The 12545-nt window shown below is 69.5% G+C and carries 12 protein-coding genes; 8 read left to right on the top strand and 4 right to left on the bottom strand.

Going from position 1 to position 12545, the window contains the following annotated elements:
• The first annotated feature begins 5 nt into the window (after positions 1–5).
• The 3 genes from nirD to cobA all read left to right on the top strand — a co-directional run bounded on the left by nirD (position 6) and on the right by cobA (position 4069).
• Positions 6–362, top strand: coding sequence for a nitrite reductase small subunit NirD (gene nirD / locus DS843_RS28845; RefSeq protein WP_149472261.1), 357 nt, complete (start codon positions 6–8; stop codon positions 360–362).
• Positions 363–513: 151 nt separating this feature from the next.
• Positions 514–3162, top strand: a complete 2649-nt coding sequence (locus DS843_RS28840) for a nitrate reductase (RefSeq protein WP_149472260.1) — start codon at positions 514–516, stop codon at positions 3160–3162.
• Positions 3137–4069, top strand: a complete 933-nt coding sequence (cobA, locus tag DS843_RS28835) for a uroporphyrinogen-III C-methyltransferase (RefSeq protein ID WP_286192385.1) — start codon at positions 3137–3139, stop codon at positions 4067–4069. Before DS843_RS28840 ends, cobA begins: the two co-directional genes overlap by 26 nt.
• Here cobA and DS843_RS28830 read toward each other — a convergent pair.
• Positions 3992–4771, bottom strand: a complete 780-nt coding sequence (locus tag DS843_RS28830; RefSeq protein ID WP_149472258.1) for a C40 family peptidase — start codon at positions 4769–4771, stop codon at positions 3992–3994. The genes cobA and DS843_RS28830 overlap by 78 nt on opposite strands.
• A 441-nt stretch (positions 4772–5212) precedes the next feature.
• Here DS843_RS28830 and DS843_RS31985 point away from each other — a divergent pair, with 441 nt between their 5' ends.
• Positions 5213–5512: a hypothetical protein gene (locus DS843_RS31985; protein WP_286192384.1), complete on the top strand. Its 300-nt coding sequence runs from the start codon at positions 5213–5215 to the stop codon at positions 5510–5512.
• Between the two features lie 41 nt (positions 5513–5553).
• Here DS843_RS31985 and DS843_RS28820 read toward each other — a convergent pair whose 3' ends face one another.
• On the bottom strand, positions 5554–7635 hold the full coding sequence (locus DS843_RS28820) for a YgiQ family radical SAM protein (RefSeq protein WP_149472256.1): 2082 nt from the start codon (positions 7633–7635) through the stop codon (positions 5554–5556).
• Positions 7636–7970: 335 nt separating this feature from the next.
• On the opposite strand from DS843_RS28820, the gene DS843_RS28815 reads away from it, so the two are divergent.
• Positions 7971–8231, top strand: a complete 261-nt coding sequence (locus tag DS843_RS28815) for a hypothetical protein (protein ID WP_149472255.1) — start codon at positions 7971–7973, stop codon at positions 8229–8231.
• A gap of 63 nt (positions 8232–8294) precedes the next feature.
• On the opposite strand, the gene DS843_RS28810 is transcribed toward DS843_RS28815, so the two are convergent.
• The gene (locus DS843_RS28810; protein ID WP_286192383.1) at positions 8295–10079 is read right to left on the bottom strand and encodes a hypothetical protein; all 1785 of its coding nucleotides are present in this window, start codon (positions 10077–10079) and stop codon (positions 8295–8297) included.
• A 544-nt stretch (positions 10080–10623) separates the two neighbouring features.
• Here DS843_RS28810 and DS843_RS28805 point away from each other — a divergent pair.
• From DS843_RS28805 to DS843_RS28795, 3 genes are all read left to right on the top strand, one after another.
• Positions 10624–11163 carry a YcbK family protein gene (locus tag DS843_RS28805; protein WP_149472254.1) on the top strand — a complete coding sequence of 180 codons (540 nt, stop codon included), beginning with the start codon at positions 10624–10626 and terminating at the stop codon, positions 11161–11163.
• A 167-nt stretch (positions 11164–11330) separates the two neighbouring features.
• The gene (locus DS843_RS28800; protein WP_286192382.1) at positions 11331–11606 is read left to right on the top strand and encodes a hypothetical protein; all 276 of its coding nucleotides are present in this window, start codon (positions 11331–11333) and stop codon (positions 11604–11606) included.
• Between the two features lie 50 nt (positions 11607–11656).
• Positions 11657–11881: a helix-turn-helix domain-containing protein gene (locus tag DS843_RS28795; RefSeq protein ID WP_286192381.1), complete on the top strand. Its 225-nt coding sequence runs from the start codon at positions 11657–11659 to the stop codon at positions 11879–11881.
• Between the two features lie 81 nt (positions 11882–11962).
• Here the strand turns inward: DS843_RS28795 and DS843_RS28790 are convergent, their stop codons facing one another.
• Entirely contained in the window at positions 11963–12193 is a 231-nt protein-coding gene (locus DS843_RS28790) for a hypothetical protein (protein ID WP_286192380.1), read from the bottom strand.
• Between the last annotated feature and the right edge of the window lie 352 nt (positions 12194–12545).

Here is a 12545-nt window from a genome sequence, read left to right as displayed (position 1 = left end):
GTCACATGGATCAGAGCATTTCCTGGATCACCGTCGGCTCGGTCGAGGACATTCCCCGCCAGGGGTCCCGCGTCGTGCGGACCGACTTCGGCGACATCGCCCTGTTCCGCACCGTGGCGGACGAGGTCTACGCGCTGGAGGACCGCTGCCCCCACGCCGGCGGCCCGCTGTCGCAGGGCATCGTCCATGGCGCCCGCGTGACCTGCCCGCTGCACAGTTGGGTGATCGACCTCGCCAGCAGCGAAGCGGTCGGCCCCGACGAGGGCTGCGCCGGCCATTGCCCGGTGCGGGTGGTGGACGGCGCGGTGCAGCTCGGGCTGGCGGCCTTCCGTCCGGGTCGCGGAGGGTGCGGCCATGGGTGATGCCGAAAGCCCCTCTCCCCTTCCTTCTTCCCCCTCTCCCCCCTGGGGAGAGGGTCGGGGTGAGGGGGTTGCGCGCGGCGCGGCGTCCGGCACAAGCGCAACCCCCTCACCCTCCCCTCTCCCCAGAGGGGAGAGGGAATTTGGGAACGAGATGGTCCGCACCACCTGCCCCTACTGCGGCGTCGGCTGCGGCGTGCTGGCCTCCGTCGCCGCCAACGGCACCGTGAGCGTCTCCGGCGACCCCGACCACCCGGCCAACCGGGGGAAGCTCTGCTCCAAGGGCTCCAACCTCCCTGACACGCTGGGCCTCGGCGAACGGCTGCTCCACCCGCAGGTGAACGGGCGGCGCGTCGCCTGGGACGAAGCCATCACCGCCGTCGCCCGCCGCCTGTCCGACACCATCGCCAAATACGGCCCGGACTCCGTCGCCTTCTACGTCTCCGGCCAGTTGCTGACCGAGGACTATTACGCCGTCAACAAGCTGGCGAAGGGCTTCCTCGGCACCGCCAACATCGACACCAACTCGCGCCTCTGCATGGCGTCCAGCGTGGCGGGCCACAAGCGCGGCTTTGGGGCGGACGCGGTGCCGGTCACCTACGAAGACCTGGAACACGCCGATCTGGTCGTGCTGGTCGGCTCCAACCTCGCCTGGTGCCACCCGATCCTCAATCAGCGGCTTCTGGCGGCCAAGCAGGCGCGCGGCACCCGCATCGTCGCCATCGACCCGCGCCGCACCGCCGCGGTGGACGGGGCCGACCGGCACCTGCCCATCCGGCCCGGAACCGACGCCCTGCTGTTCAACGGGCTGCTCGTCCATCTCGCCGACAACGGCCTGATCGACGCGCGTTTCGTGGCCGAGCACACCGCCGGTCTGGCGAAGGCACTGGAGGCCGCCCGCGAAGACGCGCCCTCCTCCGCCGATGTCGCCGCCCGCTGCGGTCTGCCGCTGGCCGAGGTGGAGGCCTTCTACGCTGAATTCGCAACGGTCCGCCGCGCCGTCACCATTTACTCCCAAGGGGTGAACCAGTCCTCTCAAGGGACGGACACGGTCAACGCCATCCTGAACGTCCATTTCCTGACCGGTCGGATCGGCGCGCCGGGGATGGGACCCTTCTCCGTCACCGGCCAGCCCAACGCCATGGGTGGTCGCGAGGTCGGCGGGCTCGCCAACCAGCTCGCCGCCCATATGGGGTTCGAGCCGGAGTCGGTGGACCGGCTGCGCCGCTTCTGGAACGCGCCGCGCGTGGCGGACAAGCCCGGCCTGAAGGCGGTGGACCTGTTCCGCGCGGTGGAGCAGGGCACGGTCCGCGCCGTCTGGATCATGGCGACCAATCCGGCGGTCAGCATGCCCGACGCCGCCCGCGTCCGCCGCGCGCTGGCAAACTGCGAGACGGTCATCGTCTCCGACTGCATCGCCGACACCGACACGGCGCGGCTGGCCCACATCCGCCTGCCCGCCGCCGGCTGGAGCGAGAAGGACGGCACCGTCACCAACTCCGACCGGACCATCTCCCGCCAGCGCGCCTTCCGTCCGCTGACGGGCGAGGCTCGGCCCGACTGGTGGATCGTCACACAGGTCGCCCGCGCGATGGGCTTCGTCGATGCCTTTCCCTACGAGACGCCCGCCGACGTCTTCCGCGAGCACGCCGCCCTCTCCGCCTTCGAGAACGGCGGCACGCGCGCCTTCGACATCGGCGGCCTCGCCGGGCTGTCCGACGCTGAATTTGAAACGCTCGCTCCCGCCCCTTGGCCGCGCCGGGTCGGCGAGGGGCCGACGCGCCGTCTCTGCACCGACGGACGCTTCTTCACCGACGACGGGCGGGCGCGTTTCGTCCCGGTCACCTCCCGTCCCCTGCCCCGCCCCCTGCCTGAATCGGTCGAGCCGGGTTCGCTGATGTTGAACACCGGCCGCCTGCGCGACCAGTGGCACACCATGACGCGCACCGGCCTGTCGCCGCGCCTCTCCGCCCACGCGCCGGAACCCTGCCTCGACCTCCACCCACAGGACGCGGCGGCGCGCGGCCTGACGGACGGCGCCCTGGTCCGCATCGCATCCCCCATCGGCACGGCGCTGGCCCGGCTGCGCGTGACCGAGGCGCAGCGGGCGGGCGAAGCCTTCCTGCCCATGCACTGGACCGACCGCTTCACCGCCTCCTGCGTCGTCGGGCGGCTGGTGGACGACATGGCCGTGGACCCCGTGTCGGGACAGCCGGACCTGAAGCGGATGCCGGTGACGGTCACCCCCTACCCCGCCGCCTGGACCGGCTTCCTGATCGCCCGCGAGCCTGTGGAGCCCGCCTATGGCGGCTACTGGTCCCGCCGCGCCGTCCCCGGCGGCCACCTGATCGAGCTGGCCGGCGAGGACGCCCTGCCCGCCCCGGACGCGCTGGGCTTCGCCTTCGCCGGGGCGACGGTCGATTACAGCGACGCGGCCCGCGGCGTTCTGCGCCGCGCCTGGGTGACCCACGACCGGCTGGAGGCCTGCCTGTTCCTGTCCACCTCCGGCGCCCTGCCCAGCCGTGCTTGGCTGGTGGACCTGCTGTCGGCGGAGGCGCTGGACGCGCCCGCCCGCCGTGCCCTTCTCTCCGGACGCTCGCCGGTTCCCATCGCGGACGAGGGGCGGACGGTCTGTTCCTGCTTCGGCGTGGGCGTCAACCGCCTGATCGCCGCCATCCAGAGCCAACGCCTGACCACGGTCCAGGAGGTCGGACAGGCCCTGCGGGCCGGGACCAACTGCGGCTCCTGCATTCCCGAACTCAAGGAGATCCTTGCCGATGCCCAGCGCTGCCATGTGGCTTGACGGTCTTGTCTCCCGGTCCGGGGGCAAGCGTTTCAACTTCATCGTCGCCTTGCGCGCCGCTCTGGATTCCGTGCTGCGCCCGCGCACGGCTCGCCGGGTCGCCCGCGCCATCCCGGAGGTGTCCGGGCGCACGCCCCACGTCACGCTGGTCGGCGCCGGGCCGGGGGACCCCGACCTGTTGACCGTCGCGGCGGCGCGGGCGATTTCGCAGGCCGAGGTGATCCTCTACGACCATCTTGTCGGGCCGGGTATCCTCGCGCTGGCGCAGCCGGGGGCGGAGTTGATCTGCGTCGGCAAGCGGTCGGGCAAGCACTCCCATTCTCAGGAGGCCATCAACGCCCTGATCGCGGCCCAGGCCCGCACCGGGCGGCGCACCGTGCGGCTGAAAGGCGGCGACCCGATGATCTTCGGTCGGGCCGGCGAGGAGATCGAGCATCTGGAGCGTGTCGGAATCAGCGTGTCGGTGATCCCCGGCATCACCGCCGCGCTTGGCTGCGCGTCCAGCGCCGGGCTGTCGCTGACCAAGCGCGGCGTGTCGCGCGCCGTCACCTTCGTCACCGCCCACGCGCGCGAAGGCGACGCGACCGAGCCGGACTGGGCGCGGCTGGCCGACCCCAAGGGCACGCTGGCGATCTACATGGGCCGCGAGGCCGCCCGCCGCGTCGGGCGCGGCCTGACCACGGGCGGGCTGTCCTCCGACACGCCGGTGCTGGCGGTGGAGAACGGCTGCCGCCCCGACGAACGCCACCACCGCACGACGCTGGGCGCCATGGCCGAGCGGGGCGTGGCGGCGGGCGACGGCCCGACGCTGCTTTTGATCGGCTGGGCGCTAGAGAACCGGACGACGGACGCCGGTGATGCCCTCCGCGCGGGCGGCCACGTCGGCCAGGGGTTCGGTCACGACTGACATGGTGAAGACGGTGGCGTGCAGCAGCGTGGCGCCGTCCAGCATGATGCCGACGTGGCCGGGGAAGAACACGATGTCGCCGCGGCGGTAGTCGATCCCCTGCCCGTCCGTGGAGACCATCGGCCCCAGCCGGTCGTCGTTGCGCTGCATCCCGCTGCTGTGGTGGGTGACGATCCCCGCCGCCCCCAGCGCCACCTGGACGAGGCCGGAACAGTCGATGCCGAAGGCGCTCCGCCCGCCCCAGACATAAGGCGTCTCCAGGAAGCGCAGCGCCGTCTCCACCGGAACGCGGTCCAGCGGCACGGCCACCGGCTCCAGCCGCTTGTCGAAGGTCCACAGTCCGTTGTCGAGCCGGACCCAGCCGCTCTCCGACTGTTCCGCTACGGTCACCAGACTGCCGAAGCTCAGCGCCGCCACCGGCACCGCCTTGTGGGTGGGGGCCGGATGCAGGTTGACCGTCCGTCCGGTGACGCGATGGGTCGGAGCGACCGGCTCCGTCAGGTCCGTGCCGGGGGGAAGCCAGCCGACATGGCCGTCGGTGCGGTTCTCCACCTTCACCCAGTCGCCATCCCGGTCGAGCGGTGTACATGTTTCACCGAACAGCATCTCGCTGGTTTGCGGGACGCCGTGCCTCGGCTGTTCCAGAAGAACGGCGTGAGGAGCGGCGAGGCGTCGGATCGGGGTGGTCTGTGCATCGGTCATGCCGGTCACGCTAGAGCCCGCCCCGCCGGAATGCAAGCCAGAGGACCGGTCCGGACAATCCTCCGGGAGATGGGGATTTGCTATGGATATGACGCTTTTCGACAGGAGAGGACGATGGCGGACCGTGTGAGGCGCCTGAGACTCGCGGCGGCGACAGGGGCATGTCTGCTGGCCGGTGCAGCCACCGCCCAGACGGCGACCGAAGGTCCCCTGCGGCTCGTGCCGAAGCCTATTCCCTCTCCGGCTCCTTCTCCGGCGGTGGAACAGCCCCCTGCCCCGCCTGCCCCCGTTCCGCCGCAGCCGTCCCCGGCGGCCACGGTGGTCCGGCCGGGTCAGCCCGCAGCCAACCCTGCGTCCATCCCGCAGCCCGCCGCGAGCGCTGACCCGGCCCAAATCCATCCGCCCACGCCGCGCCCCCAACCGACCGACGGGGTCGCGGCGGTGCGCGCTTTCTATGATGCCCTGGGGCAGGCGGACGCCGCGCGGGCCAACACCTACATCATTCCCGAAAAGCGGGGCAGCGGGGCCTACGACATCGCGTCCATGAACCGCTTCTACGGCAACATGCGTGAACCCGTCCGCCTGCTGGCTGCGGAGCCCATCGGCAGGGACGCCGTGCGCGTGCGCTACCATTATGTCCATGTGAATGGCCGCGTCTGCGACGGCGCCGCCGAGGTCGCGCTGGCCGAACGCGACGGGCTGGCGCTGATCGAACGCATCAAGGCGCTCAACGACTGCTGAGCCTCGATTTCCTCTTCCGCCCCGGGAGAGGGGGTGAAAGGCTACCTTGCCCTTCCGCTCGGCTTCCCCCCCTTGACCGGCGTGCGCCGGCCCTTGCCTGCCTGCTGGGTGTAGAAGGTCTTGCCCGGCTTCGGCTTCTCCGCCTTGCCCACGCCCCCCGCCGTCTGCCAGGCCGGAACGAGCTGGTGCTCGCCCGGCCCGATCAGGTCGCTGCGGCCCATGGCCTTCAGCGCGTCGCGCAGCACCGGCCAGTTCTCCGGGTCGTGGTAGCGCAGGAAGGCCTTGTGCAGGCGGCGCTGCTTCAAGCCCTTGGCGGAGAACACCGTCTCCGATCCCTCGCGGCGGATCGGGCGCAGCGGGTTGCGGTCGCTGTGATACATCGCCGTGGCGAGCGCCATGGGGGAGGGCAGGTAGGTCTGCACCTGATCGGCCTTGAACCCGTTCCGCTTCAGCCACAAGGCGAGGTTCATCATGTCCTCGTCCGTGGTGCCGGGGTGGGCGGCGATGAAGTAGGGGATCAGGTACAGCTTCTTCCCCGCCGCCTTGGCCGCCTTCTCGAACATCTCCTTGAAGCGGTCGTAGGTGCCGATGCCCGGCTTCATCATCTTGGACAGCGGGCCGGGTTCGGTGTGCTCCGGCGCGATCTTCAGGTAGCCGCCGACATGGTGGGTCACCAGCTCCTTCACGTACTCCGGGCTGCGGACGGCGAGGTCGTAGCGCAGGCCCGAGGCGATGTTGATCTTCTTCACGCCGGGGATGGCGCGGGCCTTGCGGTAGAGCTGGATCAGGTCGCTGTGGTCGGTGTTCAGGTTCTTGCAGATGTCCGGGAAGACGCAGGACGGGCGGCGGCAGACCTTCTCGATCTCCGGGTCCTTGCAGGCCATGCGGTACATGTTCGCGGTCGGCCCGCCCATGTCGGAAATGACCCCGGTGAATCCCTTCACCTTGTCGCGGATCTCCTCGATCTCCTTGAGGATCGACCCCTCCGACCGGCTCTGGATGATGCGCCCCTCATGCTCGGTGATGGAGCAGAAGGAGCAGCCGCCGAAGCAGCCGCGCATGATGTTCACCGAGAAGCGGATCATCTCCCAGGCCGGGATGCGCGCGTCGCCGTAGGCCGGGTGCGGGGCGCGGGCGTAGGGCAGGCCGTAGACCCCATCCATCTCTTCCGTGGTCAGCGGGATTGGCGGGGTGGTCAGCCAGACCTCGCGGTCGCCATGCCGCTGCACCAGCGCGCGGGCGTTGCCGGGGTTGCTCTCCTGGTGCAGCACGCGCGAGGCGTGGGCGTACAACACCTTGTCGGCGCTGACCTGCTCGAAGGAGGGCAGGCGGACCACCGTGCGGTCGGCCCCGGCGGCGCGCGGGGCGGCGGGGGTCAGCTCGTCGATGCTGCTGCTGTCGATGACGGTCCAGCCGTCCGGCACGCGGCTGCGGACGATGGAGGTGCCGCGGATGTCGTCGATCTCGCGCGCCTTCTCCCCGGCGGCGATGCGGTGGGCGACGTCGATGATCGCCCGCTCCGCGTTGCCGTAGCACAGGATGTCCGCCTTGGAGTCCACCAGGACGGAGCGGCGGACCTTCTCGCTCCAATGGTCGTATTGGGCGATGCGGCGCAGGGACGCCTCGATGCCGCCCAGCACGATGGGCACGTCCTTGTAGGCTTCGCGGCAGCGCTGGCTGTAGACGATCACCGCGCGGTCGGGCCGCTTCCCGCCCTCGTCGTTCGGCGTGTAGCTGTCGTTGTGACGCAGGCGGCGATCCGAGGTGTAGTGGTTCACCATCGAATCCATGTTGCCGCCGGTCACTCCGAAGAACAGGTTCGGCTTGCCCAGAGCCTTGAACGGCTCCGCGCTGCTCCAGTCCGGTTGGGCGATGATGCCGACGCGGAAGCCCTGCGCCTCCAGAAGCCGCCCGATGATCGCCATGCCGAAGCTGGGATGGTCCACATAGGCGTCGCCCGTCACCACCACGATGTCGCAGCTATCCCAGCCCAGCCGGTCCATCTCCGCCCGCGTCATCGGCAGGAACGGGGCGGGCCGCGGCACCTCCCTCCGGTGCCGGGGGAAGGAGAAGATGTCCCGGGCCGCCGGAACGTCGACGGTGGGCGTGGGGGCGTTGAGCATGACGCTCTCCGTTCGGGCCGCCGGAGCGCAAGGGTGCGCCGGGGCAGGGTGCTGAATGATCGGGTGTGGGGTCATACCGGCTTTGTCCGGTACGGTCCACCGGGCCGAGTCCCTACGGAAGTGACGCGGCGCGGTCAAGGATAGCCTGACCATCCGGGTCAACTTTATGCGCGCTTCCGACGCCGTGATGTGTGCAGCCGGGCCAAGCATGACAAGGGGGGCATGGCAAGGGGCATGACAAGGGGCTTGGTGGTGGGCTTTGTGGAACAGCCGCTCCGGGATTGTGTTGGGAGAGGCGAAGACCGCAGAGTTCACACAGGAACAGGAGGTTCGGTATGAGCCCCGACAAGCGTCACGGCGACCAGCGTGACGAACCGCTCGACATCAGGAATACCCGCGCCGATCCGTCGATCGACGAGGAGAAGATGGGCTTCCAGAACATCGAAGGTCCAGGTGCGGACTCCCCGCTGGAAGACAAGTCCAAGACACCCGGTGACGGGACGCTCCAGGACGCCGTGCCCGCCGGAACCACATCCGACGAACTTCGCCGCCGGGCGGAGGATGACGAGGGTTCCGTCCAGCCCGGCACCGGCTGACCGCCGGAGCGACGTCGGAAATCTCATCATACGACGTCGTATGAGAGCTGCAGGGGAAGTGATTTAACGCGTGACGCTCTCGCTCTCGCTCTCGGGCGCGGCCAAGCCGACCATGGCATAGCTGTTGCGGATGGCCGCGTCCAGCGCCGGGGGCAGGGGTTGGATGCGCTGCTCCCGCGCGGCGCGGCGGGCGAAATCGGGGTCCGCCGCCAGCGCGCGCGTGGCGGCGGCTTTGGCGTCGTCCATGCGGCCCATCTGCACGAAGGCGACGGCAAGGGCGGCCTGGGCCGGAGCGGCGGCCGTCACTTCGAACTCCAGCTTCGTGCCGTCCGGGTGGCCATGCCGCTGAAGCGCGAAGCCGTAGACCGGCAGCAACCGTTCCCGCTGCGACGGGTCGCGCTCCATGGCTTGTTCCAGGAGGGCCAGCCCCTTCGCCGACTGGCCGGCCTCGACATGCCAAAGGCCGAGTTCACCCAGCACGCGGGCATCGCCGGGCGACGCCTGCAAGGCCCGCTGGCCGGCGGCGAAGCAGGGGGCGTACTGCCCGCGCAGGCAATAGGCGGTGTACAGAGCCGTCAACGGGCGGAGGGCCGCCGGGTCCAGCTCCGTGGCGCGCAGGGCAGCCGCCAGGGCATCGTTCAACGCGGCGTCGTTTCGTTCCACACGATAGGCATCGGACTGAAGCAAGGACAGCGCCGACCACAGGCGCGCGGCATCCCCCGCGCTGGCTGTCGGCGCGCTGGCTCCGGACATCAGACACCCGCTCAGACCGGCGCGCTCGGCCGGCGGAATGTCATGCCGTCCGGCGGCGAGGAAGGCGCACTCGCGCGGCGACAGGCCGGCCGTGGGCTTGACGCGCAGGCGCGCGGCGGCAGCGGGCAGCAAGGGGCCTTGCGGAGCGGCAACCGGCTCGATGATGGCGTCGGCCAGCCCACGGGCCGTGGGCATGCCTTCCGGCCCCACCGGGCGATCCAGGGTGGTGGACCAGAGGACCGTGCCCGTGGCGAGGTCGGTCAGATGCACGACGACGCGCACCGCCGCGTCGCGCGCCTGGAGGCTGCCGGCCAGACGCAGTCCGTGATGGGGAAGGGGGGCTGCCGGCGGCGGGTCGAGCCGCACCGGAAGGTCGGTCCGGTTGGCAAGGCCCCCGGCGATCTCGTCGGCCAGCATGGCGGCCAGGGCACCGTCCTGCGCCGACTGCCCGGTGGTGCGGAAGGGGCCGACGACGATGGACATCGACGTGTTGAGTGCTGTGGGCGAGGCCGCCACCGGTCCGCCCGGCGTCGCGACCGGATGGGGACCGAGCGCCAACGCCTCTTCCGCGTCTTCGAAGGTGGCAAGATTCCGCCCGATCAGCAGGCCCGCCAACCCGACCGCGATCAGCACCGCGGCGGCCAACCCGGCGGCGCGCATCGGGATGGCGGTCGGACGTGACGCTTCCGGTCCCGGAACGGGTTGGCCGGCAAGGTCGGGCGCCGGGTCGTCCGTCACCCGCTCGAAACGGGGGGCGTAACCGCCCTTGGGAACGACGATGCGGATCGGGTCGTTGCGCCCCGCGGTCAGATAGTAGTGTTCGAGGCTGCGCCGCAGCCGCCCGGCTTCCAACCGCACGATGGGGTCGGATTGAGGGTCGAAGCTGGGCTCGCGGTTGAAGACGCTGACGGCGATGCAATAGGCCTTGATCTGCTGCGACCGTCCCTCCAGGCACTCCTCAACCACATAGCGCAAGAATCGGCGGTTCCGGTCCGATGCGTCGAAATGATCGCTGGTGAGAATCCGGTCAAGCTGCGCCCGGACGGCACGATCATCCAAAACCCGATCCTGCTCGGGTGGCGTTCCTTCGGTCATTCTCGACATCTCCCGGAAGTAGAGAAAGACATCGCGTGATCTTTCTCAAAAGAGGTGGTCGATGTTTTGGCGGCATTCTTTCATTGGAAAAATCTGATGTCCATTGGCCCTGTGCTTTTATGCCGATGCTTATTCCCGAAGTCCGCCCGCTTCTCTGTTCGTTAGGGTGGTCTGTTTACCCGAAGGCCGCAGTTTCCGAGCCGAAGGCGGTGGCGGCCCATCCGGTCGGAAGTTGCGTAAACTACCGTATGCTACGTGCCCTGGCGGAACCGATGGCGGTTTCGCCGGTTTTGCCGCCGCCGGACAGGGGACTCGGCCCTTTCCCGCCCCGATGGCATGCCCGGCGCGTCGATGCGCATCCCCGACGTCAATCAGGCGACGTCAATCAGGCGTGCCGACTTTTTCCGGTTTCCCCTGTTTGGCTTCGGTAACGCAACGCACCGGTGGTTCCATGCCTTTTCTGTCTTCGCTGAATGCTTCCTCCCGCCGCTTCCAGACGCACTCCCTTCAGACCGCTTCCCAAACATCCCGGAAAGACCAGCCCATGGCGGCGGGGTTGACGCGCCGGGGCATCCTGAGCCTTGGGGCCGTCGTGGCGGTGGGCGTCTGCAACAGCCGCACCGCCGCCGCGTGGGAACCGGCACCGGAACGAACCCTGCGGCTTTACAACCGCCTGACGGGGGAGAGCTTCGACGGTGTCTATTGGGCGGAAGGACGTCCGGTGGCGGAGGCGTTGGCCCGCATCGATTGGGTTCTGCGCGACCATCGCACCGACACCTGCCGCCGCATCGACCTCGCCCTTCTGAACCGACTGTCGGAGATGCAGGAGACGTTGGACAGCCGCCACCCGTTCGAGGTGCTGTCGGCCTTCCGGTCCCGGGAAACCAACCGCAAGGTGGAGGGCGCGGCGCGGGACAGCTATCACCTCGAAGGGCGGGCGGTGGACCTGCGCCTGCAAGGGCGGCGCGCCGTGGATCTGTACCGCTGCGCCCTGTCCATCGGTGACGGCGGGGCGGGCTGCTACGCGAAGCGGAACTTCGTCCATGTGGACACGGGGCCGACGCGCCGCTGGGTCGGGGCCTGAGAATCGGGGCGGTGGGATCGGGACGTTTCGTCGCAGAACCTTTTGCCAGGTTGCATCGGGCAAAGGGCATTAAGCCGTTGGGTGGATTGTGCGCTGGGCGGAGGAAGCGCACCATGGCCCGAAAAAGAAAGCCGGAAGATTTGGCCGATGCTCTTTGGGAGGAGCCCATGCTGACCCCAACGGACCCTGCGGAATCCTGTGGCCGCGGCTTGGCGGCGCGCCGTCATCCGATGACCGACCCGGCCCGGATGGCCCAGGCCCGCACGCTGGCGGGCTGGATCGCGCTGATCGCCGAAGACCGCGGCCTCGGCGAACAGGATGTCGCCGCGACCACCGGCCTGGACATCGAGGATGTTCGGGCGGTTTTGGGCGGTACTGTCTTCATGTTGCCCGTAACCACGCTCGACCGCGCGCTGCGCCGCCTGGAAGGCCGCCCACACTGAGGCGCCGCAGCACCGCTTTTCCCCTCCGACGGCTCGCACAGGAGGATTCCATGACCCACCACGTCCGCACCCGGAGCAGCGCCTTGGAACGCACCGAGAAACGCGACGCCATCACCCGCATCCGCCACGCCGCCGAGAAGCAAGGGCTGGATGCCGGCGACCTCGCCCGCATCACCGGTCTGGCGCCCGGCCATGCCCGCGCGATCCTGTCCGGCTTCGGTTCGACGGTTCCGCGCTCCGCACTGGACCGCACCGCCCGCGTCCTGCCGGAATGAAGGCACGCTGAAATGGAAACGGCGGCGCACCGGGTGCGCCGCCGTATGTCCGGCCAGGCCGGTCCGGGAGAGTGCCGCGGTTCAGGCCACCGAAAGCACATCCAGATAAACGTTCGCCGGCTCGGTCAGGTGAATGCGGTACAGCATGCCCGTCTGGTCGACGATGATGCCCGCGACGGGATTCTTGGCCGCCATGTCGGTGACGGCGGCGCGCACGTTGCGCGGCAGGCTGTCGAGTTCGACGTCGCGGTAGCCGTTCTTGTCGGAGAACTTGATGATCTTCTGGCCCATGGTCAGGCGCCCTGCGTGCATGCTCTGTTTGCGGTGGGCGGACCATGATCCTGTCGGGTTAAGGAAGAGCTAACCAAAACCGCCGCGAACGCAGGACTGATGAGCGGTGGTTGCATCGGTGTCGGTGGAATAGTTCGGGCGACGTCTTGCCCCCTCCCCAGCCCTCCCATAGGCGCTAACATGAGGCTGATGCGATAGATGTGTCCGGCGTAACGGAGTGCGCCGGGCTCTGTTTTCCGGGGATGTTTTCAACTGATCCCGCCGATGCCCCCTGGCGCACGGTTGAGACGCTGGTCCGCTCGGTCATCGACCTTGAGGAGAGCGCCGCCCGCACGGGGGCCTTCCGCCAAGCCCGCGGCGTGCCGAGCGCGGC

The sequence above is a fragment of the Roseomonas genomospecies 6 genome (assembly GCF_008365375.1).
GTDB lineage: Bacteria > Pseudomonadota > Alphaproteobacteria > Azospirillales > Azospirillaceae > Azospirillum.
The sequence above is the reverse complement of the archived record's forward strand: the minus strand, read 5'-3'. Positions and strand labels throughout refer to the sequence as shown.

Coding starts and splice junctions, on each gene's coding strand:
- nirD (WP_149472261.1), top strand. CDS start 6: ATGGATCAGAGCATTTCCTGGATCACCGTCGGCTCGGTCGAGGACATT.
- DS843_RS28840 (WP_149472260.1), top strand. CDS start 514: ATGGTCCGCACCACCTGCCCCTACTGCGGCGTCGGCTGCGGCGTGCTG.
- cobA (WP_286192385.1), top strand. CDS start 3,137: ATGCCCAGCGCTGCCATGTGGCTTGACGGTCTTGTCTCCCGGTCCGGG.
- DS843_RS28830 (WP_149472258.1), bottom strand. CDS start 4,771: ATGACCGATGCACAGACCACCCCGATCCGACGCCTCGCCGCTCCTCAC.
- DS843_RS28820 (WP_149472256.1), bottom strand. CDS start 7,635: ATGCTCAACGCCCCCACGCCCACCGTCGACGTTCCGGCGGCCCGGGAC.
- DS843_RS28815 (WP_149472255.1), top strand. CDS start 7,971: ATGAGCCCCGACAAGCGTCACGGCGACCAGCGTGACGAACCGCTCGAC.
- DS843_RS28810 (WP_286192383.1), bottom strand. CDS start 10,079: ATGACCGAAGGAACGCCACCCGAGCAGGATCGGGTTTTGGATGATCGT.
- DS843_RS28805 (WP_149472254.1), top strand. CDS start 10,624: ATGGCGGCGGGGTTGACGCGCCGGGGCATCCTGAGCCTTGGGGCCGTC.
- DS843_RS28800 (WP_286192382.1), top strand. CDS start 11,331: ATGCTGACCCCAACGGACCCTGCGGAATCCTGTGGCCGCGGCTTGGCG.
- DS843_RS28795 (WP_286192381.1), top strand. CDS start 11,657: ATGACCCACCACGTCCGCACCCGGAGCAGCGCCTTGGAACGCACCGAG.
- DS843_RS28790 (WP_286192380.1), bottom strand. CDS start 12,193: ATGCACGCAGGGCGCCTGACCATGGGCCAGAAGATCATCAAGTTCTCC.